Annotated in this window: 32 protein-coding genes; 15 read left to right on the top strand and 17 right to left on the bottom strand. The window is 49.3% G+C overall.

Annotation, left to right across the window (positions count from 1 at the left end; translation table 11 throughout):
• The first annotated feature begins 45 nt into the window (after positions 1-45).
• The 13 genes from HQ393_RS04735 (at position 46) to HQ393_RS04675 (ending at position 11,838) form a co-directional block, all read left to right on the top strand.
• A complete protein-coding gene (locus tag HQ393_RS04735) occupies positions 46-1,707 on the top strand; it encodes a hypothetical protein (protein WP_179357698.1) in 1,662 nt (553 codons plus the stop codon).
• A gap of 96 nt (positions 1,708-1,803) precedes the next feature.
• Entirely contained in the window at positions 1,804-3,051 is a 1,248-nt protein-coding gene (glyA, locus tag HQ393_RS04730) for a serine hydroxymethyltransferase (RefSeq protein ID WP_179357697.1), read from the top strand.
• A 208-nt stretch (positions 3,052-3,259) separates the two neighbouring features.
• Complete coding sequence (gene nrdR, locus HQ393_RS04725) at positions 3,260-3,712, top strand: transcriptional regulator NrdR (protein WP_179357696.1); 453 nt, start codon at positions 3,260-3,262, stop codon at positions 3,710-3,712.
• An 8-nt stretch (positions 3,713-3,720) separates the two neighbouring features.
• Positions 3,721-4,857 (top strand): bifunctional diaminohydroxyphosphoribosylaminopyrimidine deaminase/5-amino-6-(5-phosphoribosylamino)uracil reductase RibD, encoded by a 1,137-nt coding sequence (gene ribD / locus HQ393_RS04720; RefSeq protein WP_438833121.1) that lies wholly within the window; start codon positions 3,721-3,723, stop codon positions 4,855-4,857.
• A 2-nt stretch (positions 4,858-4,859) separates the two neighbouring features.
• On the top strand, positions 4,860-5,024 hold the full coding sequence (locus HQ393_RS04715; RefSeq protein WP_179357695.1) for a YfgJ family double zinc ribbon protein: 165 nt from the start codon (positions 4,860-4,862) through the stop codon (positions 5,022-5,024).
• A 1-nt stretch (position 5,025) separates the two neighbouring features.
• Positions 5,026-5,655, top strand: coding sequence for a riboflavin synthase (locus HQ393_RS04710; RefSeq protein ID WP_179357694.1), 630 nt, complete (start codon positions 5,026-5,028; stop codon positions 5,653-5,655).
• Entirely contained in the window at positions 5,652-6,743 is a 1,092-nt protein-coding gene (gene ribBA / locus HQ393_RS04705) for a bifunctional 3,4-dihydroxy-2-butanone-4-phosphate synthase/GTP cyclohydrolase II (RefSeq protein WP_179357693.1), read from the top strand. Before HQ393_RS04710 ends, ribBA begins: the two co-directional genes overlap by 4 nt.
• A 42-nt stretch (positions 6,744-6,785) precedes the next feature.
• Positions 6,786-7,256 carry a 6,7-dimethyl-8-ribityllumazine synthase gene (gene ribH / locus HQ393_RS04700; protein ID WP_179357692.1) on the top strand — a complete coding sequence of 157 codons (471 nt, stop codon included), beginning with the start codon at positions 6,786-6,788 and terminating at the stop codon, positions 7,254-7,256.
• Between the two features lie 38 nt (positions 7,257-7,294).
• Positions 7,295-7,741: a transcription antitermination factor NusB gene (gene nusB / locus HQ393_RS04695; protein WP_179358398.1), complete on the top strand. Its 447-nt coding sequence runs from the start codon at positions 7,295-7,297 to the stop codon at positions 7,739-7,741.
• A gap of 12 nt (positions 7,742-7,753) precedes the next feature.
• Positions 7,754-8,710 (top strand): thiamine-phosphate kinase, encoded by a 957-nt coding sequence (gene thiL, locus HQ393_RS04690; protein WP_179357691.1) that lies wholly within the window; start codon positions 7,754-7,756, stop codon positions 8,708-8,710.
• Positions 8,711-8,715: 5 nt separating this feature from the next.
• A complete protein-coding gene (locus tag HQ393_RS04685) occupies positions 8,716-9,225 on the top strand; it encodes a phosphatidylglycerophosphatase A family protein (protein WP_179357690.1) in 510 nt (169 codons plus the stop codon).
• 139 nt (positions 9,226-9,364) lie between these two features.
• Positions 9,365-11,281, top strand: a complete 1,917-nt coding sequence (locus HQ393_RS04680) for an ATP-binding cassette domain-containing protein (protein ID WP_179357689.1) — start codon at positions 9,365-9,367, stop codon at positions 11,279-11,281.
• Between the two features lie 62 nt (positions 11,282-11,343).
• Positions 11,344-11,838 carry a retropepsin-like aspartic protease family protein gene (locus HQ393_RS04675; protein ID WP_179357688.1) on the top strand — a complete coding sequence of 165 codons (495 nt, stop codon included), beginning with the start codon at positions 11,344-11,346 and terminating at the stop codon, positions 11,836-11,838.
• On the opposite strand, the gene HQ393_RS17515 is transcribed toward HQ393_RS04675, so the two are convergent.
• Both HQ393_RS17515 and adhE read right to left on the bottom strand, forming a co-directional pair.
• Complete coding sequence (locus HQ393_RS17515; protein WP_218871296.1) at positions 11,824-11,970, bottom strand: hypothetical protein; 147 nt, start codon at positions 11,968-11,970, stop codon at positions 11,824-11,826. The genes HQ393_RS04675 and HQ393_RS17515 overlap by 15 nt on opposite strands.
• Before the next feature lie 161 nt (positions 11,971-12,131).
• Positions 12,132-14,741, bottom strand: coding sequence for a bifunctional acetaldehyde-CoA/alcohol dehydrogenase (gene adhE, locus HQ393_RS04670; protein WP_179357687.1), 2,610 nt, complete (start codon positions 14,739-14,741; stop codon positions 12,132-12,134).
• 443 nt (positions 14,742-15,184) lie between these two features.
• Between adhE and HQ393_RS04665 the strand changes: the two genes are divergently transcribed.
• Complete coding sequence (locus HQ393_RS04665) at positions 15,185-15,418, top strand: hypothetical protein (RefSeq protein WP_179357686.1); 234 nt, start codon at positions 15,185-15,187, stop codon at positions 15,416-15,418.
• Here the strand turns inward: HQ393_RS04665 and HQ393_RS04660 are convergent.
• The 3 genes from HQ393_RS04660 to HQ393_RS04650 form a co-directional block, all read right to left on the bottom strand.
• Entirely contained in the window at positions 15,415-15,630 is a 216-nt protein-coding gene (locus HQ393_RS04660) for a hypothetical protein (protein ID WP_179357685.1), read from the bottom strand. The genes HQ393_RS04665 and HQ393_RS04660 overlap by 4 nt on opposite strands.
• On the bottom strand, positions 15,627-15,824 hold the full coding sequence (locus HQ393_RS04655; protein ID WP_179357684.1) for a hypothetical protein: 198 nt from the start codon (positions 15,822-15,824) through the stop codon (positions 15,627-15,629). Before HQ393_RS04655 ends, HQ393_RS04660 begins: the two co-directional genes overlap by 4 nt.
• 131 nt (positions 15,825-15,955) lie before the next feature.
• Complete coding sequence (locus HQ393_RS04650) at positions 15,956-16,387, bottom strand: hypothetical protein (protein ID WP_179357683.1); 432 nt, start codon at positions 16,385-16,387, stop codon at positions 15,956-15,958.
• A 48-nt stretch (positions 16,388-16,435) separates the two neighbouring features.
• Here HQ393_RS04650 and HQ393_RS04645 point away from each other — a divergent pair, with 48 nt between their 5' ends.
• On the top strand, positions 16,436-16,765 hold the full coding sequence (locus HQ393_RS04645) for a hypothetical protein (RefSeq protein ID WP_179357682.1): 330 nt from the start codon (positions 16,436-16,438) through the stop codon (positions 16,763-16,765).
• Here the strand turns inward: HQ393_RS04645 and HQ393_RS04640 are convergent.
• From HQ393_RS04640 to HQ393_RS04585, 12 genes are all read right to left on the bottom strand, one after another.
• Positions 16,762-17,415 (bottom strand): lytic transglycosylase domain-containing protein, encoded by a 654-nt coding sequence (locus HQ393_RS04640; protein ID WP_179357681.1) that lies wholly within the window; start codon positions 17,413-17,415, stop codon positions 16,762-16,764. The genes HQ393_RS04645 and HQ393_RS04640 overlap by 4 nt on opposite strands.
• Entirely contained in the window at positions 17,415-17,627 is a 213-nt protein-coding gene (locus HQ393_RS04635; protein WP_179357680.1) for a hypothetical protein, read from the bottom strand. The genes HQ393_RS04640 and HQ393_RS04635 overlap by 1 nt, the downstream gene beginning before the upstream one ends.
• A gap of 19 nt (positions 17,628-17,646) precedes the next feature.
• Entirely contained in the window at positions 17,647-18,186 is a 540-nt protein-coding gene (locus HQ393_RS04630) for a tail fiber protein (RefSeq protein WP_179357679.1), read from the bottom strand.
• Complete coding sequence (locus HQ393_RS04625; RefSeq protein WP_179357678.1) at positions 18,186-18,761, bottom strand: hypothetical protein; 576 nt, start codon at positions 18,759-18,761, stop codon at positions 18,186-18,188. Before HQ393_RS04625 ends, HQ393_RS04630 begins: the two co-directional genes overlap by 1 nt.
• Complete coding sequence (locus HQ393_RS04620) at positions 18,761-19,315, bottom strand: hypothetical protein (RefSeq protein WP_179357677.1); 555 nt, start codon at positions 19,313-19,315, stop codon at positions 18,761-18,763. The genes HQ393_RS04625 and HQ393_RS04620 overlap by 1 nt, the downstream gene beginning before the upstream one ends.
• A gap of 4 nt (positions 19,316-19,319) precedes the next feature.
• The gene (locus HQ393_RS04615; protein ID WP_179357676.1) at positions 19,320-19,679 is read right to left on the bottom strand and encodes a hypothetical protein; all 360 of its coding nucleotides are present in this window, start codon (positions 19,677-19,679) and stop codon (positions 19,320-19,322) included.
• Positions 19,680-19,925, bottom strand: coding sequence for a hypothetical protein (locus HQ393_RS04610; protein ID WP_179357675.1), 246 nt, complete (start codon positions 19,923-19,925; stop codon positions 19,680-19,682).
• Between the two features lie 10 nt (positions 19,926-19,935).
• Positions 19,936-20,748, bottom strand: coding sequence for a major capsid protein P2 (locus HQ393_RS04605; RefSeq protein ID WP_179357674.1), 813 nt, complete (start codon positions 20,746-20,748; stop codon positions 19,936-19,938).
• 343 nt (positions 20,749-21,091) lie between these two features.
• Positions 21,092-21,229: a hypothetical protein gene (locus tag HQ393_RS04600; protein WP_179357673.1), complete on the bottom strand. Its 138-nt coding sequence runs from the start codon at positions 21,227-21,229 to the stop codon at positions 21,092-21,094.
• 9 nt (positions 21,230-21,238) lie between these two features.
• A complete protein-coding gene (locus HQ393_RS04595; protein WP_179357672.1) occupies positions 21,239-21,796 on the bottom strand; it encodes a hypothetical protein in 558 nt (185 codons plus the stop codon).
• Positions 21,797-21,917: 121 nt separating this feature from the next.
• On the bottom strand, positions 21,918-22,403 hold the full coding sequence (locus HQ393_RS04590) for a hypothetical protein (RefSeq protein ID WP_179357671.1): 486 nt from the start codon (positions 22,401-22,403) through the stop codon (positions 21,918-21,920).
• A 9-nt stretch (positions 22,404-22,412) separates the two neighbouring features.
• Positions 22,413-22,700 (bottom strand): hypothetical protein, encoded by a 288-nt coding sequence (locus tag HQ393_RS04585; protein ID WP_179357670.1) that lies wholly within the window; start codon positions 22,698-22,700, stop codon positions 22,413-22,415.
• Between the last annotated feature and the right edge of the window lie 6 nt (positions 22,701-22,706).

Genomic DNA, 22,706 nt, shown 5'->3' with positions numbered 1-22,706 from the left:
AACGCAGAGCTTGACGCCAGCATCCGTCCGCTAAAGGGCGCTAAGATGGCGACAAGTACTGATGTTATTGTAAAGCATTTCCGCCAAATTCTTATTTGGCCGCTGCAACTGATGCCTATGCCGCACAAACCCGGCGAGAGTAGCGCCATGGGGCAGCAATGGAAAATCATGCAGCAAGAGGCTGCTGAGGGATCCCCTTGGCAGCCACGGGCGACTGAATTTGATGCGGCTCCTGAGAATTTCGAGGAGCGGCATTATCGCGAGTTTGTCACCTTCCTTCCTTACGTTCAGCGCTTCTTGTATGGCGAAAATGCAAGTCAGTCTAGCAATGTTGCCGGTTACGGGCTTTCTCCACTTCACGTCTTTCGACGCCAAGACATCCGCACCGTACTAATGATGTTTAAAGATGGCACCGTTCATCATTTTACGGTTGCGCACATCGATCTGTATTTTTTCTATGACGTTGATGTAGTCATTCTTGCGTTTGAAATTGCGGGGGAAAATTTGCCGCTAAAGCGGGTGCAGGATGCCTTGTTTCGTTTTGGTCGCGCCTTTCCTGCTCAGTGGGATGAAGACAAAACTGCGGCAAATTGTTTGCGTAAAGTCGCCTGGCTAGATGGGGTTGGGGATGTTATCTCTGAATCTGATTATGAAGATAGGGCTAATTATTTAAGTCATTTGGGCCGGCATCGAGCGCCAAGAATGGCGAGTCACTGGGAGTTTCTGCTTAATCCACTCGTACTGCATCATTCTGCGGCCAAGGGTAATTTGCGCTATCGGCAGATTGAATACCACCGTATGCCCATCCTTGCCTATTTGGCGGTGGACGATCCGTTTAAGCTCAGCGATGAAGATTTCTATCGCCTTGGCATGGTGACTCGACCAGGAAACAATGATGCGGCCGCGTATACACAGAAAACGTTTGAAGAGTTCGAGCGTCAATGCTGTTTTGATCGATTTTGGGTGCCAGAGCGCAAACATTCTTCTGCCTCTACTCGGATGATGTGTAATGGACATGCGTTCGTGATGGTGGGTATGCATTCCAATCAGTTTTACTCCGACCCTTATACTGGCGTGCTCGGTCAGTTTAGGCATCAACACTTTTTAATGGCCTTGATCGCACATTTTCATAAGGCGGCCTTGCTGATGTTTTCCGATCGCCTAGCGGTAGCACTTTCTGAGCTTAATTTACAAAACGTACGCTCTATTCGTACCTTTAAACGAGAAATTCGTTTGCTGCTGGAAGGTTTCTTGCGCTTTAACCAAAGATATTGGTTTCGAGAAGTGTCAAATCAAATTGTTTCGGATCAGCTGTTTCAGATGATGTCACGCCACCTGGAGACCAATCGCTTACATAGCGACGTCAAAGAATCGGTGCAAAGCATGAATCAATATCTTGAAAACGAAGATCTTCGTCGTCAAGCTGACACCGTAGTTCGACTAACGGTGGTGACCGTGTTTGGTCTGTTGGGTACGACGATTACTGGCTTTCTGGGGATGAATTTATTTAGCTTAGCGGATGAATCGCTTAGCACGAAGATTTGGTATTTTATTGCGGTGAGCGCCCCAATTACTTGGCTCATATTCTATACCGTCGCAAAATCAAAAGCTTTGGCTGAGTTTTTGGATGCGATGTCTGATGAACGAGTTTCCTTAAGGCGCACACTTAAAACCCTTGCAAATGTCTGGCGAAAAAAGAAATCATGAAAATCTTGCATGCTTAGCTGATAACTGCGCATCTCGATTTGATCTAAGTCGTGTTAGAATTGCGCATCTTTTAACGGCTACGGATGCTTCACGCTCATGTTCTCGAAGTCCCAAACTATTGCCTCATACGATCCCGATCTCGCTGCCGCTATGGCTGCAGAAGTTGTTCGTCAGCACGAACACATCGAATTGATCGCTTCTGAAAACTACACTAGCCCAGCGGTCATGGAAGCCCAAGGCTCACAGCTGACCAATAAATATGCTGAAGGCTATCCTGGTAAACGCTTTTACGGCGGCTGCGAGCACGTTGATGTCATCGAGCAATTGGCGATTGATCGCGTAAAAGCATTGTTTGGCGCTGAGTACGCGAATGTTCAGCCTCACTCAGGCTCACAAGCCAACCAAGCGGTGTACTTCTCTATCCTGAAACCAGGTGACACCGTAATGGGTATGAATCTGGGTCATGGTGGTCACTTGACTCATGGCTCGCCAGCTAATTTGTCAGGTAAATTGTTCAATATCGTAGCTTACGGTTTGAACGAAAACGAAGAAATCGATTACGACGATATGGAACGCGTCGCAATGGAAACCAAGCCAAAACTACTGATCGGTGGCGCTTCGGCTTACGCTTTGCGTTTTGACTGGGCTCGTATGCGCGAAATCGCAGACAAAGTTGGCGCGTACTTCATGGTGGATATGGCTCACTACGCAGGCTTGATCGCCGCGGGTGTATATCCAAATCCAGTGCCACACGCTCACTTTGTGACGTCAACTACGCACAAAACATTGCGCGGCCCACGCGGCGGTATCATCTTGGCTAAGGCTGAGTTTGAAAAATCATTGAATTCAAACGTATTCCCAACACTGCAAGGCGGCCCGCTGATGCACGTGATCGCGGGTAAAGCGGTTGCATTCAAAGAAGCTGCCACTGAAGAATTCAAAGAGTATCAGAAACAAGTGTTGCTCAATGCTCAAGCCATGGCAAAAACACTGACTGAACGCGGCCTGCGCATTATTTCTGGCCGTACTGAGTCTCATGTATTCTTGGTTGACCTGCGTCCTAAAGGTTTGACGGGTAAAGCGGCTGATGCCTTCTTAGGTAAAGCACACATCACTGTAAACAAGAACTCGATCCCGAATGATCCAGAAAGCCCATTTGTAACTTCAGGCATCCGCATTGGCGCGCCTGCAATTACGACGCGCGGCTTTAAAGAAGCTGAAGCTATTCAAGTGGCCAACTTGATTGCTGACGTACTGGATAATCCGGAAGATGACGCAAATATCGCAGCTGTGTCAGCCAAAGTAAAAGCTTTGACGGCGCAGTTCCCAGTTTACGGCGCTTAAGAAAACGCCAATGACTGAATAAAGGGTGGGGCGCTCGGCGCTCCACCTTTTACTTTTTGTTCTTTATGTATACGTCTGGGTTTGATTTGTAGCATTGTCTATAGAGCAATACCTGAGTAGAGTATGAAAAGCCAAAGTTCACGATTGAAAGTGATTACTTTGGCCTTATCTATCTCTAATTGATCTTTTGTTCTTTGCGGGGTCGTTCATGAAGTGCCCATTCTGTGGTTCACCCGATACGCAAGTCGTTGACTCGCGCGTTTCCGACGAGGGCGATGTGGTTCGCCGTCGGCGTCGCTGCACGATTTGTGATAAGCGCTTTACCACCTTCGAGACCGCAGAAGTTCGAATGCCGCAAGTCGTCAAACAAAACGGCCAGCGGGCTGAGTTTGATCGCGAAAAAGTTCGCACTAGCTTCTTGCGTGCGCTCCACAAGCGGCCCGTACCAACACCATTGGTCGATGAGGCCATTTCCCGCATTATTCAAAAAGTGCTCACCGTGGGTGAGCGCGAAATCATGTCCCGCCAAATTGGCGAAATGGTAATCGCTGAACTCGCCAAGCTCGACAAAGTAGCCTATATCCGTTTTGCCTCGGTTTATCGCTCTTTCCAAGACGTAGAAGATTTTCGTGACGTGATTCGCGAAGTCACCAAGGAATAATCACGGTGATCTTTTCTGCATTTGATTACGAAATGATGGCAAAAGCGCTGCAATATGCAGCGTTGGGCGCCAATATGACATCGCCCAACCCTAGTGTCGGTTGCGTTTTGGTACGTGATCAACAATTGATCGGCTATGGCCACAGCCAAGCAGCCGGCGGTGCACACGCTGAAATTATGGCGCTCAAAATGGCAAAAAACCATTCGAGTGCCGCCGCACGCGGTGCGACAGCTTATGTCACGCTTGAGCCTTGCAGTCATTTCGGCCGTACCCCACCGTGCGCCAACACTTTGATTGGTGCGGGGGTTACGCGCGTAGTTGCCGCCTTACGCGACCCGAACCCGCTGGTTGCAGGGCAAGGCCTAGCCCGCTTGGCTGCGCATGGGGTTGATGTTTCTTATGGCCTCTTGGCCGAGCAAGCGCGTGAACATCACAAAGGCTTCTTGTCGCGCATGATCCGTAAGCGCCCTTGGTTGCGCGTGAAATTGGCCGCCAGTCTTGATGGGCGAATTGCGCTAAATAATGGTGAGTCTCAATGGATCACCGGCGCCGCAGCACGCGCTGATGTGCAGCGTTTACGCGCGCAATCCTGCGCAATGCTAACTGGCATCGGGACTATTCTTGCCGATGATCCGCAATTGAATGCACGAGGCTTTGCTGTTACACGCCAACCACAGCGGATTGTGCTCGACAGTCATTTGCGCATTAATGCCAATGCCAAAATACTAAGCGCAGCCTCGCCAGAGCTGGCTGGCAAGACGCATATTTTAACGACTCAAGCCCCACAACAAGCAGATGCTCTTGGTGAAAATGCGGTCCTTGCGACTTTGCCTGCGCAAAATGGTCGTGTCGATTTGCAGGCTGCATGCTTATATTTGGGAGAACAGGGATTTAATCTCGTGACTGTAGAGGCCGGCGGTCAGCTAGTGGGAAGCCTGCTAGAGGCGGGCTTAGTGGACGAGATAGTGCTGTACCAAGCCATGAGCTTTATTGGTCAAGGTCAGGCATTGGCTGATTTTTGCTTGGCCGATTTAAGCCAGCAGTATCGTCCGACCGTCATTGATCGTCGCATGATTGGCAATGATCAGCGAACAACGCTACGTTTTACCGATCTGAGTTTTGCTCATAGCACTTCAGGAGAATAACTATGGCCGATGAAAAAACACTCGTTTGCCCAGACTGCGGCAAAGATATTGAAGTTTTAGCCGCCTGTGGCGCAAAAAGTTATTTCTGCAATCACTGCAATGAATTGAAATCTTCCGCACGTGTGCGTGCAGCTAATCCCGCATTATTTCCTGAACAAAAGGACTGATATGTTCACAGGCATTATTCAGGCTGTAGGTCAGATTACTGATGTAAAAGCTTTTGATGGTGGCGTGCAACTGACGGTGGATGCCGCCAATCTTGATATGGGTAACGTCATACTTGGGGATAGTATTGCCCACAATGGCGCTTGCATGACTGTGATTGAACTTATACCCCCCAATTGCTACAAGATTGACGTATCGAATGAATCACTACGTTGCACGGTAGGCTTAGATAAGCCCGGCTCTCATGTCAATCTTGAAAAAGCGCTGCGTCTAGGGGATATGCTGGGCGGGCACATGGTATCAGGCCACGTCGATGGCGTTGGCAAAGTGCTGAGCTTCGACCCGATAGGCGAGAATCGCGAGCTGCGGATTTGCGCGCCACAGCATCTGGCAAAATATTTAGCCGCCAAAGGTTCGGTCGTGGTGAATGGCGTTTCACTCACCACAAATACAGTCAAAGATACGGCAGAAGGATGTATTTTCTCCATCAACCTGATTCCGCACACTTTAAGCGTTACGACGCTAGGCCAAATTACTGCGGGGGCAATGGTCAATCTAGAGATAGACCTGATTGCACGCTATGTTGAACGCATGGTTTCATTGGAAACCAACCAAGGCGGAGCCCAAGCATGAGTCAAATCTCACCAGTTCATGAAATCGTTGCCGAATTAAAAGCCGGACGCATGGTCGTATTGGTCGATGAGGAAGATCGTGAAAATGAGGGCGATTTGGTTTTAGCTGCTGACTTTGTCACGCCAGAAGCCATCAATTTTATGGCCAAATATGGTCGTGGTTTGGTTTGCCTGACACTCACCCCTGAGCGCTGCAAAACACTCAATCTCTCGACAATGGTCTCGAGCAATGGCTCGTCTTTCGGTACCAACTTCACCGCTTCTATTGAGGCCGCCGAGGGAGTGAGTACCGGTATTTCCGCACATGACCGCGCACTGACGATTCGTAAAGCAGTGGCGTTTGATGCCAAAGCCAGCGACATCGTGTCACCAGGGCATATTTTCCCCGTCATGGCACAACCAGGTGGGGTACTGGTGCGGGCAGGTCATACCGAAGCGGGTTGTGATCTCGCCATGATGGCTGGCCTCACCCCGGCTTCAGTCATCTGCGAAATCATGAATGACGATGGCACGATGGCGCGCCTGCCTGAATTGCTCGTTTTCGCTGAAGAACACAAACTAAAAATTGGCACGATTGCCGATTTAATTAATTACCGTAGTCGCACCGAGTCTTTGGTGGAGTGTGCGGGGCGTCGGAAAGTGCGCACCTTCGCTGGCGAATTTGATCTGGCGGTCTATCGCGACAAGCTTACCTCTGCTACGCATTTGGCCTTGATCAAAGGCCAGCCAACCACTGATGACGAGACCTTGGTTCGTGTCCATGAGCCGCTCTCCGTTATGGATTGGCTTGACCTTGATACTCGCAGCCATTCGTGGAGTATTGAGTCTGCTTTATTGGCGATTGAAAAAGCAGGCAAAGGGGTGGTTGTCTTACTGCACCGTGCCGAAGACGGTGAAGACTTACTGGCAAGGGCACTACCCGAGCTGAAGCTCAATAAGCCACAAAAATGGGATATGCGCACCTATGGCATTGGCGCGCAAATGCTCAAAGATCTGGGAGTAGGCCGCATGCGACTCATGTCGCCCGAGCGGAAAATACCAAGCATGATGGGCTTTGGTTTGGAAATCACAGGCTTTGCACAGCCTTAAGCCAAGTCACAACGAATTGAAGAGTCATAAAAAGGATTAAACATGTCTGTAGAAGGTATTGCATTGATTAAGCCCAATTTAGCCGGGCAGGGTATGCGCATCGGCGTTGTGATGAGCCGGTTTAACACCCCGATTTGCGAAGGCTTGCGTGACAACTGCCTCGATGAATTGGTCAAGCTCGGCGTAGCGCCACAAGACATCTTGCTCAGCAGTGTAGCTGGCGCCTTAGAGATTCCTGTTGTCTTGCAATCAATGGCCAACAGCCATCGTTTTGACGCCTTAATTGCCCTTGGCGCAATTATTCGCGGTGAAACTTATCACTTTGAATTGGTGGCGAACGAATCCGGCGCAGGCGTTACTCGCGTTACTTTAGATTCTGGCTTGCCCATTGCCAATTGCATTTTGACGACCGAAACCGATGAACAGGCTGAAGTTCGTGTAGTAGAAAAAGCGCGTGAAGCTGCGCGTGTTGCGGTTGAAACCGCTAATTTAGTAAAGGCATTACAAGCATGACCGAAGAACAAAAAGCACCCGCTGCAAAAAAACCACCAATGAAATCCGCGCGTCGTCGCGCACGTGAATTTGCGGTTCAGGGTGTCTATCAGTACTTAATGAGCCATGATACGGTCAATAATATCGATCTTTATCTGCGCGGCAGCAGCACCTATTTCACCAAGGCGGATGCCAATCTGTATCGCGCCATTTTATTTGGCGTGATTAAAGATGCCGCAGCGCTAACTAAGGCCATCGAGCCACACGTAGACCGCCCGCTTGAAGAAGTGAGCACGGTTGAATTATCCGTGCTGTACACCGGTGCATTTGAAATCATTTCAATGCCAGAAACACCATACCCAGTGATTATCAATGAAGCGATTGAGTTGACCAAAACCTATGGCGGCTCGGACGGACATCGATTTGTAAATGGTGTATTGGATAAATTGGCTGAATTGGTTCGCGCTGAAGAATTTGCTTCGATTCGCGCCAAACGCCAAGCATAAATTATTTGCCCTATGAACGAATTTGATCTGATCGCCCAGTATTTTACCCGCCCAGTGCGATATGCCGATTTGGGCGTGGGGGACGATGCCGCACTGATGACGATTAGCCCCAACCATCAGCTTGCAGTTTCCGCTGATATGTTGGTCGAAGGTCGTCATTTCTTTGCGGATGCAGATCCATATCGTTTGGGGCATAAGTGCCTGGCCGTGAATTTATCAGATTTGGCGGCGATGGGCGCTAAACCGACGTGGTTTACGCTCTCCTTGGCTTTGCCTGAAATAAAACCCGATTGGCTAGCCCGATTTAGCCAAGGTATGTTTGCGCTGGCGGATGAGCACCAAATTGAATTGGTAGGCGGCGATACCACGCGCGGCCCTTTAACGATTGCCATTCAGGTTGCTGGCGAAGTCCCTACTGGGCAGGCCATGTTACGCAGTGGCGCTCAAATTGGTGACGATATTTGGGTCAGCGGCCCGCTCGGCGCGGCTGCCGCCGCAGTCATGCACCGAACGGGAAGGGCAAAACTACCTGAGCCGACTGCACTCGAATGCGATTTACGCCTCGATTTGCCACAGCCGCGGGTTATATTCGGTCAAGCCATTGCACATTTAGCACATGCTGCACTGGATATTTCGGATGGCTTGGCCGGTGATTTGCGTCATATCTGCAATCGATCACATTGTGGCGCAGTGATTCATATCGATGCCGTGCCGATGGCCCCGCAGCTACAGCCGCTTGCACCTGCTTTGGCGTTGGAGGCGAAATTGGCAGGCGGGGATGATTATGAATTGTGCTTTACTGCGCCCCACAGTGCGCGAAGCGCACTGCAACACATCGCGACGCAATGCCAATTAAACATTAGCCGCATCGGCGAAATCGTCGCCACCAAAGGCTTACACTTTGTCGATCAACATCAACAGGCCGTCGTACTGCCTTTTGGTGGCTTCGATCATTTCAAAACTTCCTAAATATCATGGCTAGCACAAATAAAAAAACGCCGCCGCAGATTATGCCAAGCTGGGCTTTTCTGCGCAGTCACCCCGCCCATATGTTGTCATTTGGATTTGGCAGCGGCCTAGCCCAAAAAGCCCCCGGGACGTGGGGGACATTGGTCGCTTTACCCATTTTTGCCGCATTACAAATCGTTTTGCCGAATCCGATTATTTTCGTTTTCTGCGTACCACTATTTGCTCTCGGCGTATATGCTGCTGAACTCACAGGGCGGGCCTTAGGCGTGAGTGATTATGGCGGCATCGTGATTGACGAAATTGTCGCCATGATGATGGTGCTTTGTTTTACGCCGAATACGCCGCTAGCGTGGTTGCTGGCGTTTGCACTCTTTCGCCTGTTCGACATTATTAAACCTTGGCCGATTAGTTGGTTTGATCGGCGCGTCAAAGGCGGCTTGGGTGTGATGCTGGACGACCTGATCGCAGCGCTGTTTGCTATTGCAGGCATTATAGGCTTAAGTTGTTTTATTTAACTTGCGAGGCACGGGTATGTGCTTATGAGCCATATCCAGCTTTGATTTCGTGTCAATACCTAATGAAATGCTGTATTTCCTCCACTAATAGTAATCATCTTTCCCGCGCTGAATGAGCCAGCTCTGTTAAAATCGAGGGATGATCAGACTAAAATCCCTCACTCTCCGTCGCGGCGTCAAAGTTTTATTGAACCGCGTTGACTTAACCCTCAATCCCGGCTCAAAAACAGGCGTCGTCGGTGCCAACGGTGCCGGAAAATCGAGCTTTTATGCCTTGTTGCGCGATGAAATTCACGCCGACGAAGGCAATCTGGAAATGCCGCCACGCGCCGCCATTGCCCACGTTGCGCAGGAAACCCCCGCTTTACCATGCTCCGCGCTAGATTACGTACTCGATGGCGACGTTGAATTGCGTCGTATAGAGGCGCAACTGCAAGAAGCGGATGCAGCAGAAGACCATGACGGCCTGCGTCATGGCGAATTATTGGCTCAGCTCGAAGCGATCGATGGCTATTCTGCGCCGGCTCGGGCAGGGAAATTACTTGCAGGTTTGGGTTTTAGTATCGACGAAGTGAATCGCCCCGTATCGAGTTTTTCCGGTGGCTGGCGTATGCGCCTCAATTTGGCGCAGGCTTTGATGTGTCGCTCAGACTTATTGCTACTTGATGAGCCGACCAATCACTTGGATTTGGAAACTGTTGTTTGGCTTGAAAACTGGTTGAAATCTTATCGCGGGATGTTGCTGATTATTTCCCATGACCGCGATTTTCTCGATTCGACGGTCGGCCAGATTTTGCACGTAGAAAATGCTGAATTAGCACTTTATACCGGTAATTACGCTGACTTTGAAAACCAACGCGCAGAAAAACTAGCGCTGCAATCGCAATCGTATGAAAAGCAACAGCGGCAGATTGCCCATCTGGAAAGCTTTATTACTCGCTTCAAAGCCAAGGCCAGCAAGGCCAAGCAAGCGCAAAGCCGTGTTAAAGCGTTGGAAAAGATGGAGAAAATCGCTGCTGCGCATGTCGACTCACCGTTTTCATTTGCATTTCGCGAGCCCGATTCTTCTCCAAGCCCGCTAGTACGGCTTGAAGACGCACAAGCCGGCTATAGCGCTGACAAACCAATTCTGCGTGATCTCGAATTAAGTCTGGAAAATAAAGCTCGCCTTGGCCTGCTCGGGGTCAATGGCGCGGGTAAATCCACCTTTATTCGCTCGCTGGCTGGTGAACAGCCACTATTGAAAGGCATTCGCACCGAAGGCAAGGGGCTGAAAGTAGGGTACTTTGCTCAGCACCAACTTGAATATCTGCGCCTTGAAGAGTCCGCTTTGTGGCATATGCAAAATCTTGACCCCAAAACTCGGGAGCAAGAGCACCGAAACTTTCTGGGCGGATTTAATTTTCATGGTGACATGGCAACCTGCCCGGTTGCGCCATTCTCTGGTGGTGAAAAAGCACGCTTAGCACTGGCGCTTTTAATCTGGCAAAAACCGAATCTCTTGCTATTGGATGAGCCAACGAATCACTTGGATATTGAAATGCGCGAGGCATTGACGTTTGCTTTGCAAGATTTCGATGGTGCATTGATTGTTGTATCGCATGATCGACACCTGCTGCGCGCTACAGTCGATGATTTTTGGTTGATTGAAAATGGCACAGTGCGCCCATTTGATGGTGATCTGGACGATTACACCCGCTACAGCCAGGAACAACGCAGCGCGCAAGATAAGCAAGGCAAGCCTGCTGTATTGGCCGCCTCTAGCGAGGGTGTAAATCGCAAAGAGCAAAAGCGCCAAGAGGCACAAGAGCGGCAAAAGCTAGCTGATTTGCGCAAACCGCTAGAAAAGAAACGCGAAAAGAACGAAAAAGAGATGGCCAAGGTGCACGCTCAACAGGCGCTTGTTACGGAACAACTTGCTGACGAATCTCTTTATGCCGCCGAGCGTAAAGAAGAGCTGCAGCAGGTGTTAAAACAGGAAGTGGACTTGAAAGCAAAAGTTGAAGTGCTTGAGCTTGAGTGGCTAGAGCTGACGGAGCAAATCGAAGCGATCTAGAGGGTATTGCCATGTAAATATTTATTCATATGATTTACATGGCAATACGATATGGAGGTATATTGAAGTCAACCGCATCCATTGTGATAGTTTGGCTGCTTGTGGCGGCGTTGATCTACTGGGCGTTCGACGCCATGATTTTGCGCCAACACAATCCGAATAGCATTCAAATCACCTCGCAACAATCAGGTGATTTGGTGCTCAAACGTTCTCGTGACGGCCACTTTCGCCTCAGTGTACTGATCAATGGCGAGCCCATTGTGTTGATGGTGGATACCGGAGCTAGCAATCTAACCCTGGATGACGCTCAAGCGCAAAGACTTAACTTAAGTCGCGGCGATACATTTATGACCCAAACAGCCAATGGTAGCGTGATGGGTTATGCATCGATGATCGAGACGCTTGATTTAGGCACTTTTCAATTGCGCAATGTACCCATTGGCGTGATACCCAAATTAGGTGATGAGGGCTTACTGGGGATGAATGTACTGAAGAATTTTGCGGTGCAGATTCAGGGCGATCAAATGACGATTCGTTCACTTTCAATCTTGAAATAAATCAGTGCCGTGCAATTGAAATTCGGCGCCTAATAAATGATCTACACGTTTCAAAACTTCACCAGCCGTCAATAAATACTGGGCAATTGCAGTGCTTAAATCGTCACAATAATCAGAAGGGCGGATAGGCATATTACTACTCACACATTTAAAACGCTTGATTATGTTATCGGCATTCCCCACGAAATCTTGAATATTTTGCTGTAGTTTTAACTGCCAAAAAGCGCCGTTATAATATCAGCATATAAAAAAGCCCCATTACTGGGGCTTTTTGCTTTAACTAGCGGGACAGATTACTGACCGTAAGTTTCTTTGTATTCACGACCGTAGAAGCTATCGAGCAAGACTTGTTTCAGTTCAGTGATCAATGGGAAGCGTGGGTTTGCGCCAGTACATTGGTCATCGAATGCTTCTTCCGCAATACGATCTACTTTAGCCAAGAAGTCAGCTTCATTCACACCCGCATCTTTGATTGACATTGGGATGTTCAATTGGCCTTTCAACTCATCAACCCAAGCGATCAATGCAGCCACTTTCTGGTCATCATTTTTGCCTGGCAAGCCCAAATGTTCAGCAATATCAGCATAACGGCATTTCGCTTGTGGGCGATCGTACTGACTAAATGCAGTTTGTTTAGTCGGAATATCAACCGCGTTGTAGCGAATGACGTTGCTGATCAACAAAGCATTGGCCAAGCCGTGTGCGAGGTGGAATTCAGCACCGATTTTGTGCGCCATTGAGTGACAAACACCCAAGAATGCATTGGCAAAAGCCACGCCAGCGATCGTTGCCGCGTTGTGTACGCCTTCACGCGCTTTCGGATCATTTGCGCCGTTAGCGTATGAAGATGGCAAGTGTTGTTTCAGCAATTTCAAGGCTTGCAGCGCTTGTGGATCGCTGAACTCATTTGCCAACACTGACACGTAGGCTTCCAGTGCGTGCGTTACCGCATCGATACCACCGAAGGCAGTCAACGATTTTGGCATATTCATGACCAAGTTCGAATCAACAATGGCCATGTTTGGCGTTAATTCGTAATCGGCGATTGGGTACTTCATGCCCGTTTTTTCATCAGTCACAACTGCGAAAGGCGTTACTTCCGAGCCAGTACCAGAAGTCGTTGGAATCGCGATCAACTCAGCTTTGATACCCATTTTTGGGAATTTGTAGATGCGTTTACGGATGTCCATAAAGCGCAACGCCAAGTCTTCAAACGCTACTTCTGGATGCTCGTACATCACCCACATGATTTTCGCCGCATCCATTGGTGAACCACCACCCAGCGCAATAATCACATCAGGTTTAAAGCTGTTAAGCATCGCAACGCCTTTGCGTACTACGGCAAGCGTTGGATCAGCCTCAACTTCGTGGAACACTTCAACTTCCAAGCCGTTTTGTTTCAAGATGCGGATCGTTTCATCCACATAACCGTTATTAAACAAGTAACGGTCGGTCACGATGGCCGCGCGTTTTTTGGTCGACAATTCTTCCAGCGCTACAGACAAGCTACCACGACGGAAATAGATGCTTTTTGGGAGTTTATGCCACAACATATTTTCAGCTCGCTTGGCGACAGTTTTCTTGTTGATCAAGTGTTTTGGGCCAACGTTTTCTGAAATCGAGTTGCCGCCCCAAGAACCACAACCCAAAGTCAGCGAAGGTGCGAGTTTGAAGTTGTACAAGTCACCGATACCACCTTGAGAAGACGGTGTATTAATCAAAATACGGGCCGTTTTCATTTTGTCGCCAAAGTAAGCGATACGCTCACCTTGCAAGTCTTGGTCGGTATACAGCGATGAAGTATGGCCAATACCACCCAACGCCACCAAGGCTTCAGCTTTGTGTACAGCGTCGAAGAAATCTTTCGCGCGGTACATCGCCAGAGTAGGGGAGAGCTTCTCGTGAGCAAATGCTTCTTCTTCGCCAACCGAAGTGACTTCACCAATCAATACTTTGGTGTAAGGAGGTACTTTGATGCCAGCCATGTCAGCGATTTTCAGTGCTGATTGGCCTACGATATTCGCGTTCAAATTGCCATTAGTCAGAATCACTTTACGCACAGCTTCGGTTTCTTTCTTGTTCAGAATATAACCACCGTTGGCGTTAAAGCGTTCTTTCACTTGGTCGTAAATGCTATCTACGATAATGACGGACTGCTCAGACGCACACACCACGCCATTGTCGAATGTTTTAGACATCAAGATCGAAGCAACGGCACGTTTAATATCCGCAGTTTCATCAATAACTACAGGGGTATTGCCCGCACCTACACCAATAGCAGGCTTGCCAGAGCTATACGCCGCTTTAACCATGCCTGGACCACCCGTTGCCAAGATCAGGTTCAAGTCTGGGTGTTTCATCAAATGATTCGACAAATCAACTGTTGGCTCATCAATCCAGCCGATAATGTCACGTGGCGCACCCGCAGATACGGCAGCTTCCAATACCAAGCGCGCAGCTTCACATGTAGATTTGCGTGCACGTGGGTGTGGGCTAAAGATAATGCCGTTACGTGTTTTCAGAGCAATCAACGCTTTGAAAATGGCCGTTGAAGTTGGGTTCGTAGTTGGTACGATACCGCAGATAATCCCGATCGGCTCAGCGATGGTCATGGTGCCAAATGCATCATCCACCGACAAAATGCCGCAGGTTTTTTCATTTTTGTACGCGTTATAGATATATTCAGATGCAAAGTGATTTTTGATTACTTTATCTTCAACAATACCCATGCCTGTTTCAGCAACGGCCATTTTTGACAATGGCAAACGTGCATCGGCAGCAGCCAATGCCGCTACGCGGAAAATTTCGTCAACTTGCTGCTGGGAAAAAGTAGAAAACAGTTGCTGCGCTTTTTTAACGCGAGCTACTAGTGCATCGAGTTCTTGAACGTTTGTAACAGTCATTTCTTGCTCCTGACGTGCGAAAAAGGTATCTGTGGTTGTATGTTATGCCTGACAGTTTATCTTGTCTGTGCTTTATTTACATGTCATGAATGTTGGCAGTATTAACGAAAACAATAAACGCCAACAACAATCCTGCTCGATGAACGTCATCTTAATATCACTATGGAATACGAAAATTGATATTTCTCATGTTTTTCACGTAACTTATACATAACATCGCATAATGTATATTATGTAAAGAAGAAGTGACGCAATTTGTAAGCAAAGCCCCTTTCTTTTTGCTGTAAAATAAGGCTTTTCCCGTAGTTTTACTACGTTGCAGTAACTTACATTGCCGCATATGTATCAACTTGTAAAATATGACTAAAACAACACATAAAAACAGAAAAAACACACTTTTTAAGACACTACTGAGCGCGGGCTATCAAAAACGCGCCTACCTGGTGCGACAATTTAATGCGGGCACAGGCGTTTCACAGGCTGAAATTGATTATTGGCTGTTGTTTATCGTCGATCAATTCGGGGCTTTGCCTTATCGACGTGAATATTATGTTGTTGCCTGGGATGTGGTCGGCAAGATCAAACGGCAAAAAGAAAGCGGCCAATGGCCGCCTCCAGCGAGAAAGAATATTCAGTTTTTACCGATGTTTCGGGCCGCGTATGGTTTCCCAGGCTAAATGCGCAAAACCGTATCGTCGGTCGATAAATTGATCGGGCCTTCGGTTGGTAACGGAATACCAGGGAATCGGCTCGTGTTATTGATCGTCTTTTTCGCTTCGTCTGCGTCGGCCTGGGCTTTCATGGCTTTGATCTTGTCGTAAACCATCATCGCCACCACGCCCACGGCCACCGCCACAAGCGCATTCTTTACCGTGGTTTTTACGCTCATTGCTTTTGCGATTCCGGAAGAAATACGCCCAGGATTGCCGCGACCAACGGCGCAGCATTACCTACATTGCTCATGACTTCAGGGTTAGCGTGCGCCAATGCGCCAATGCTGGCGACTGCTGCCCAGGTGCTAGGCTCTTGCGCACGTTGAACCACAAAGCGGCCCAATGATTTTAGTTTGTCGATGAATGCCATTTATTACCCCCGTAATCTACTTAGAACGATTTGATTGTTTTGTTCAGTTGTTAAAAATGCGCCTTGCTCTCTGAGGTACTCAAGAAAAACCACCCCAGCAATTAAAAGACCTATGTATGTAATAGTTTTCACTAGTAAACACCCCATTGTTTAAGTGATTTTCCGATATTGGTTGATCGGTATTCTTTTACTGCTTGTGCTGCTAAATAAGCCTGGGCCGCTGGTACTAGGCCCAAGATCGGCAAGCCATCCATCCAGGCGCTCGCCGTTGGCCGATAGCTGATAATGATTTGCTGCTCGGCAAAATTGGCCGGTGATACGCCAGTGAGGCCGCGCACCGTGCTTATGAATTCTTCGTCGGCCTTGTCGGTTGCCGCCTTGTATGTGTCTTTGGCGTACTTTTGCGCGCCGGTTGTTACCGCGCCGCCGGTTGCATCCCATGCGGTTTTGGCTGCTTCTTCGCCCATCGTTCGGCCGTTCAATGTGGCCTTAAGCCAAAGCAAGGCAATCAGGCCGCCGACAACATAAAGGCCCGTTGGTGTGTTCAATTTCACAGTCGCCATGATATAAAGTCGCGCCCTGTATATGATTAAAAAAAGGAGTTCTCATACATGAAAACCGCCGCCCTACTTCTTGCCCTGGTCGCTGGCTTTGCCCATGCTGATTACACTGATTGCTACGCATGTGATAAATATGCGAATGAATTTAGCCAAGGTGTAAAAGACTGCCGCGCAATGCAAATCATGTTTGAGAAGAACGAATGTCTTTCAAAACAACTTGATATTGCAGTGGCGGCTATGCCTCAAAGCAAAAAATCCAACTACCAAAAATCCGCAAAGCTATGCAAAAAACAAGCGGCCAAAAATGAGCGTGATTTGATGTCTGGCTCTATGGTCGGAATTGAGCTGCAACTCTGCGAGATTTACGCCGCCACACATTAATAATCCGCTGGAATATCAGCCATCACTTGCAGCGCATAAACTCGCTGTTCGGCTTGCGGCATTGTGGCTGGATTCCATTTGCCGCCATTTGCCGCCATATTCTTTTGCAAAGTGCCTGGGCCAGCGTTATAGGCAGCCACAGCAAGAAGCCAAGTTCCAAATTTCGCATACAAATAAGCCAGGTAAACCGCAGCGCCTTCGGCTGCTTGCTGCCAGTTGAACGGGTCAAACTGTTTAGCCATTTGACGAGACATTTCTAGCTGCGTGATTTTGTTAATCTGAAACATGCCACGCGCCCCGCTTGGGTTTGTTGCATCAGGTCTAAACCGCGATTCCTGATAGGCAATCCGCGAAAGCAAGAAAGGCGGCAAGCCTTTTGCCTCACCGATTTTTTCGATTACGCCGACAAATTGATTGCCGCGCCCACTGGTGACACTTGTTCTAAAGTCTGAATTAGCCAAGTCGAATGCATCCTGTAAATAATTACCCGCATCATTCAATGACGCTTTCAAAAACCCAAACACATCAGGCACAAAAAACCCGTTTTCTGTTGCCGCTTCGCCCTTTTGCATAGTGCGTGATGCGATCAGCCAATACGCCCCGACTCCCGCCAGGGCCAGCACAAAAAGGCGTTTTCCGTTCACCGCCATTAGAGGGCCTTCAATTCCCAGGCGCTGCCGTTCACATAGGGCCAATTAGTGGCATCCCAAGCGGCCAGCTCGTTTGGGTCGGCCCAAATCGCACCCGCGGGCAAGTTGTATTGCCCTGGCGTGAGTGGATCTAAATAAGCCACCGTTGGCTGTAAATAAGCGCCGGTTGCTGGGTTGTAGGCATGACATACTTTAGCTTTTACTTGTGGCATTTCGTGACAAGTCCTTTAATTAGTAATAGATGCAGGCCAGCATGGCGATGTTGCGGGGGCGAATTTTTGACGCGGTTGAAAAAGCAGAACCGCCATTAGTTGAATTTGCTGCGCTGAAATAATAATTTCCGTTTGGCGTTGCAATGTTTGCCCCAACGCCGTCAGAGTTTGTAATTGGCACAGATTCAGCAGCAAGGGCTCCAGGTGTTCCACCGTCCGAGTGAACATAGTTTGAAATCTCCGTCGCAGCTTGCGCAGATCCCAGTGCTCGCCCTGCGTCAATGCCGCGCCCACCGTCCAAGCTGCGGATGAATTCCCCACGCAGATCAGGAACGGCAAAGGTCGTTGAGCCGTCGCCAGCGCCATACGTCACGCCAATGGCGGCAAATAGATTTGAATAGGTGGTACGGCTGACAAGCTGGCCGTTACACGCCAGCGTGCCAACTGGTGGCGTTGAGCCTGCAAAATGTAGAATTTCTCCAGCCACTTTTCGCTTTCCTGTGTAGGTGTTGATTGAGCCAATCACTGGCGTATTGCGTCGCCGTGTTGCGCGGGCCATTAGTACAGTGCCTCTTGCACTTTGATGGCCTGGGCGGCGGCGTTGTTGTGAATCACAATCCAGGCGCACGCCGCGGCGGTTTCTTCAATCCATTGATCGCCAGCGGCCAGCTTGATTGCGGCGTCGGCAATCGCCAGACCAGGTGCGCCGATATACACATCAGCGGTGCCGTTATTCCAGACAATCAGACGTGCCCGCCCATCGTTGGCCGCACACAGCAAGGTTTCTGTGTTTTGCGCTACGTTGAGCATGGGTTTATTGAGTAGGGTTTTGGCGCTCTTAATGCGCGTATCGACCAGGCCAGCAATGCGGGTGTATTCCGCATCGACTTCGGAGCCGACAAAGATCGTGACACTGGAGCCAATGCCCGCGTTTTCGATAATTACGCCGTCAAAGGGCTTTTGCTGGCGCAATTTGAAACCAGACTGAACGCCGCGCGCTTTAGCGACCGGGCTATTGCCCCGCGTCAAAGTAATATCGACGGGTGCGCTGGTATCCAAAAGCTGAAATGAATAGCCGAAGCAGCCCAAAAACCACGGATTTGCATCGGTAAAAATATTCGTGATGGTTTGCATTATTTACCGCCCTTTAATGCCATTAATGCAAAGACGCCAATTAAGCCGCCAATCACCCACTTAATATCGCCCAGCGATTTGCCCGCCTCGAATTCCTTTGCATTTTTCCAAGCGGTTGCAATGTTATTGGTCGCTGTATTTTGCAAATCGGCGTATTTGTTTACCAGATCGGCCGTAATGTGGTCTTTCGTGCCCAAAGCATCAAAAGCCGAATTAATGACTTTGATGTTGGTATCACCCGCATTTTTTTGGCTTTGCTCAACCAAGCGGGCCATTGCTGAAACCGTCGAATTCTGGCTAGTCAATGATGCAAAAACTTGATCAGCCGCCAGCTTTAACGCGCCCTGGTCGGTCGTTGTGTTCGTTATATTGGTAACGCTGCGATTAGAATTATCAATATTGTTTGTGCTGCGATTTGATAAATCAGTAAACACATTAGACGTTGTGGAAATACTGGAATTGTCGCCTGAAATACCCATCCCATCTTGAATCGACTGTCGATTGTCGTTATTCGTTATGTTTTGAGTTGTTAAATTCTTGCTGCTATTAAACATATGTTTATCGCTTTTTTTTCAGCCAAATCACAGCCACAAAACCCAAAACCACCACGCCGATAATGAGCGGGCTATTAAATCCGGTGAAACCCTGGCTGCCCGTAATATTGCCGTTGCCGTCTGGTTGGCTTGCGCCGGTGCTGCCCTTGGGGCCGGTGTTTACTTTTTGAGTGCCGCTAAAATTAACGGCCCAATCCGCCCCGAAGATCGGATTGTTTGAGCCGCTGAATTTTTGCTCGGCAGAAGTTGGCCCGCCCGCCAGGGCCTGCAAGCCCGCCGCTAATGGCTGGCCTAAGCCAGACAAAAGCGAGCTTGCAAAGCCGGTTGGGTTTGGGCTGTCATCAATGCCAGGAATAATCGCCATTTAGTCCATCACCAAAACAAGGGCCAAAATAGCCACGCCGCCGATAATCCAGGGCGTGAAATTGGTCGCTTGGGCTTGAGCCTGGGCTTGTTCCGGCGTTGTACCCGCCTGGAACGTGCCCCCGTTTTGGCCGCGAAAATACGTCTTGCCGCTATCGCTAACAACGCCGTATTTCTCGTAGATGTAACCCTTGGACGCATCAGAGATGATGTTTTTAATAAAGCTCAGGTCTAAAACGTCGTCCATCGTCGGCCCCTTAGCAGTTGCCTAAAACGTCGATGGTTTCAACGTAATAAGTGATGAACTCAGACGCGCTTAACGTGACATTCACTTCAAAGCTGAATGTTTTGTTGTTTGGGTCGTTGTTGGTAACGTCGATCATGTCATTACCGTTGTTTTCAACTACCGCGTCGAAAATGTACCAGCCTGTTTGTGGCACTTTTTTGTTTTCTTGCTGGTAGAAGTCGTTCACGGCCTTGATTGAGTCGTGGATCACAACGCCGTTTCGCTTCACTTCAAGCGCGGTCATGTTTGCCGACTTGATGTAAATGCGCTTAATCAACGCGCCGCCAGATGCACCAAACGCCACCGGCAAAGGCGTTTTTACGTTGCCCGCCGCAATATTCATTGTGGCTTTTGACAGCTTGTTAATGCCCGCAAGAATTTTAGGGCCTGATACGTTGGCAAATACGGTCAGCGTCGGGTTAGTCGCCGCGCCGATGTCGAATTCAACCATCAGAGACTGCACGTTATCCGAAGCCGTGCCGATTGCGCCGACTGATTGCCAAACCGCATCGCGAGCGAACAGCTCGGAAAAGTCGATCGACAAAATTGAGGCATTGGAAGCCAGGCCGTTGTAGTTGTTCATTACATCCAGGTCAGCGCCGGTGCAATCGTGAATAACTTTGCCGTTCAATTTAACGCGAATATTCAAAATCATTGCTTTGGTGAACGTGCCGCCCAGGACACATACCAAACGCTCGAAGGTTTCCGACAATGGCAAAGTCAGCGTTGCCATATTATTGGCAATCACGTTTTGCACTGGCGGCATTTTTTTAAGTTGGGTCATTTTCTCAGCCTTGAATAATTAGAAACGCAATTCAGACGCTGTTAAGCGCCGTAAACGATTTTCTTAACGGCTGGAACGCGGGCCGCAATGGCTGTTGCAATCAGAGAAACGACTACAATTGTCAAAGCCTGTTTAGTAGTTGGCATTTCATTACCTTGTTTGTGTAAATGAGTTGGAAAAACACAAACAAAGCGTTTTGTTTGCGTTAATTACACAAACAATAAAAATAAAAAAGCCCCTTATCAAAAGGGGCCGTAGGCGGGCTAACTGAGGGCAAAATGGGGGCCAGTGGCCCCCATCAACTTTCTGAAATTATTTGAAAATTTGTTGCATAAATGCCGATTTATTGTTGTGAATCGCAATAAATTGGGTAAAAGCCATGCTTAAATAATTGGCTCTCAACAATCAGGCTCCCTGATGTTGCGGCCAATACACCCATAAAAAAGCCTAAGCTCCAAACTGCTAATTTCTGAACAAACATAATTACCCCCTAAAAAGTCAGTTTCCCGCGATTAATCACCGGCCCTTTCTTGATGTATTCGATGTACTCCAAGGGCTGCAATGCGAGCAGATCAGAATGCGGTACGCCGCGCATCACACTGGCAACGGGTTTCGCGTCGTTATCCGAACCCAAAACACCGCAACGAATCGTCGTGGCCTGAGTCAAAACCGTTTTATCAATGAGCGCGGGCCGCTGAGTCAGCGCATAAATGCGAAATCCCCGCGTCCGGCCCTTGGTGATGAGTGTGCGCCAGCCCGCAGCGTTACATTTGCCACCGTCGCACACGTTGCTCATTTCCTCGGTGATTACCACGCACTGGCCCGCCTGGTACGCAATCTGGCAAAACAGATCAAACAGTTTCACCATATCGCTCGGCTTGCCGTAGGGAATCAAGCCAAGTTTCATCGGCCCCTTCCCCGCCGCCCTCACCTGCTTTGCAAACTCGGTGATCGTCTTGACGGGCTTGACAAAACCATCATCGCAAAACTCGCCTTTATCATCCCAAACAAGCAAGCGTTTGGGCTTGCCTGCTTTGAGTTCGCGCATTAAATGAGTGGTTTTGCCCGCGCCAGTGGCCCCAATAATCACTTCAATTATGGCTTCATTGGCCCGTGATTCGATCAGGTCAGGCCACGGCCCACGGCCCCCCACTGGCCCCCTATTTTTACTAGTTGCTGCCATTGGCTAAGGCCGCCGCTGCTGCTTGTTCATCGTTGGCCGCAATGCGGGCCGCGTGATCGTGGCGAACGGCTTTGATTGTTTCCAGGGCCACCGGCACGGCCACGGCCGCGAGCGTCAATTCAGGGCCGAATTTAGACAACAAACCGCCGCCGGTTAAGTTGTATTTAATCATCACCGGCGCGGCCGCCTGGCTCAGTTTTTGAATAGTGGAATCGGAGTAAACGACCTCCAGCGAGGGATACAATGGGGCCAATAATGTGCGGGCCATGACTAAAACCGTTTCGCACTCGGCCGCTGCATCGTGCGGAAAAGTCAAAACCGTATCAGCGCCCACCGCTGCCGCCAATAATTCAGCGTTAGTTTCCTGGTCATGGCCTGCCGCGATTTGTTCCAGGCGGGCTAATTCGTGATCGGCCTCACTTGGCGCTGGCGCGGCTTCGGTTTGTTGGTGTGTTTGATCTTCGTTGTACATGCTTTCCCCTTACCAAAAAGTGCCGCTTTGCGCTGGCTTTGGTTGTGGCGCTGCTTGCGCACTTGGTTTGATTTCTGGTTTTGGCTCATTGGCCGCCACTGGTAGCGGCTGGCCCTTGATGCGACTCGCCAAAATTGAGCTTGATTTGTGTTCGTGGGTTTGCAGCGTACAGCCACAAAACCCGCATTTCAGGATTGCAAAGCCGTTGGCCTGCTTGCGCACCGGCGCGGGCCGGTGACAAAGCGGGCAATCCATCTCGCCCAGGTATTCCCGCGTAACTTTTTGCCCCCCGGCCATACGCCC

It is taken from the genome of Chitinibacter bivalviorum, assembly GCF_013403565.1.
In the GTDB taxonomy this organism is placed as follows: Bacteria; Pseudomonadota; Gammaproteobacteria; order Burkholderiales; family Chitinibacteraceae; genus Chitinibacter; species Chitinibacter bivalviorum.
The sequence above is the reverse complement of the archived record's forward strand: the minus strand, read 5'-3'. Positions and strand labels throughout refer to the sequence as shown.

Bases quoted from the DNA above. Each gene is read 5' to 3' on its own strand.
- HQ393_RS04655 (WP_179357684.1), bottom strand. From the start codon at position 15,824: ATGGCATTCATCGACAAACTAAAATCATTGGGCCGCTTTGTGGTTCAA.
- HQ393_RS04595 (WP_179357672.1), bottom strand. From the start codon at position 21,796: ATGCGCGAACTCAAAGCAGGCAAGCCCAAACGCTTGCTTGTTTGGGAT.
- HQ393_RS04590 (WP_179357671.1), bottom strand. From the start codon at position 22,403: ATGTACAACGAAGATCAAACACACCAACAAACCGAAGCCGCGCCAGCG.
- HQ393_RS04610 (WP_179357675.1), bottom strand. From the start codon at position 19,925: ATGGACGACGTTTTAGACCTGAGCTTTATTAAAAACATCATCTCTGAT.
- HQ393_RS04645 (WP_179357682.1), top strand. From the start codon at position 16,436: ATGAAAACCGCCGCCCTACTTCTTGCCCTGGTCGCTGGCTTTGCCCAT.
- thiL (WP_179357691.1), top strand. From the start codon at position 7,754: ATGAACGAATTTGATCTGATCGCCCAGTATTTTACCCGCCCAGTGCGA.
- HQ393_RS04615 (WP_179357676.1), bottom strand. From the start codon at position 19,679: ATGGCGATTATTCCTGGCATTGATGACAGCCCAAACCCAACCGGCTTT.
- HQ393_RS04635 (WP_179357680.1), bottom strand. From the start codon at position 17,627: ATGCCACAAGTAAAAGCTAAAGTATGTCATGCCTACAACCCAGCAACC.
- ribBA (WP_179357693.1), top strand. From the start codon at position 5,652: ATGAGTCAAATCTCACCAGTTCATGAAATCGTTGCCGAATTAAAAGCC.
- HQ393_RS04680 (WP_179357689.1), top strand. From the start codon at position 9,365: ATGATCAGACTAAAATCCCTCACTCTCCGTCGCGGCGTCAAAGTTTTA.
- HQ393_RS04600 (WP_179357673.1), bottom strand. From the start codon at position 21,229: ATGTTTGTTCAGAAATTAGCAGTTTGGAGCTTAGGCTTTTTTATGGGT.
- HQ393_RS04620 (WP_179357677.1), bottom strand. From the start codon at position 19,315: ATGTTTAATAGCAGCAAGAATTTAACAACTCAAAACATAACGAATAAC.
- HQ393_RS04735 (WP_179357698.1), top strand. From the start codon at position 46: ATGGCGACAAGTACTGATGTTATTGTAAAGCATTTCCGCCAAATTCTT.
- HQ393_RS04605 (WP_179357674.1), bottom strand. From the start codon at position 20,748: ATGACCCAACTTAAAAAAATGCCGCCAGTGCAAAACGTGATTGCCAAT.
- HQ393_RS04660 (WP_179357685.1), bottom strand. From the start codon at position 15,630: ATGAGCGTAAAAACCACGGTAAAGAATGCGCTTGTGGCGGTGGCCGTG.
- HQ393_RS04585 (WP_179357670.1), bottom strand. From the start codon at position 22,700: ATGGCCGGGGGGCAAAAAGTTACGCGGGAATACCTGGGCGAGATGGAT.
- HQ393_RS04710 (WP_179357694.1), top strand. From the start codon at position 5,026: ATGTTCACAGGCATTATTCAGGCTGTAGGTCAGATTACTGATGTAAAA.
- HQ393_RS04630 (WP_179357679.1), bottom strand. From the start codon at position 18,186: ATGGCCCGCGCAACACGGCGACGCAATACGCCAGTGATTGGCTCAATC.
- nusB (WP_179358398.1), top strand. From the start codon at position 7,295: ATGAAATCCGCGCGTCGTCGCGCACGTGAATTTGCGGTTCAGGGTGTC.
- HQ393_RS04650 (WP_179357683.1), bottom strand. From the start codon at position 16,387: ATGGCGACTGTGAAATTGAACACACCAACGGGCCTTTATGTTGTCGGC.
- ribH (WP_179357692.1), top strand. From the start codon at position 6,786: ATGTCTGTAGAAGGTATTGCATTGATTAAGCCCAATTTAGCCGGGCAG.
- adhE (WP_179357687.1), bottom strand. From the start codon at position 14,741: ATGACTGTTACAAACGTTCAAGAACTCGATGCACTAGTAGCTCGCGTT.
- HQ393_RS04715 (WP_179357695.1), top strand. From the start codon at position 4,860: ATGGCCGATGAAAAAACACTCGTTTGCCCAGACTGCGGCAAAGATATT.
- HQ393_RS04685 (WP_179357690.1), top strand. From the start codon at position 8,716: ATGGCTAGCACAAATAAAAAAACGCCGCCGCAGATTATGCCAAGCTGG.
- HQ393_RS04625 (WP_179357678.1), bottom strand. From the start codon at position 18,761: ATGCAAACCATCACGAATATTTTTACCGATGCAAATCCGTGGTTTTTG.
- glyA (WP_179357697.1), top strand. From the start codon at position 1,804: ATGTTCTCGAAGTCCCAAACTATTGCCTCATACGATCCCGATCTCGCT.
- HQ393_RS04640 (WP_179357681.1), bottom strand. From the start codon at position 17,415: ATGGCGGTGAACGGAAAACGCCTTTTTGTGCTGGCCCTGGCGGGAGTC.
- HQ393_RS17515 (WP_218871296.1), bottom strand. From the start codon at position 11,970: ATGCCTATCCGCCCTTCTGATTATTGTGACGATTTAAGCACTGCAATT.
- nrdR (WP_179357696.1), top strand. From the start codon at position 3,260: ATGAAGTGCCCATTCTGTGGTTCACCCGATACGCAAGTCGTTGACTCG.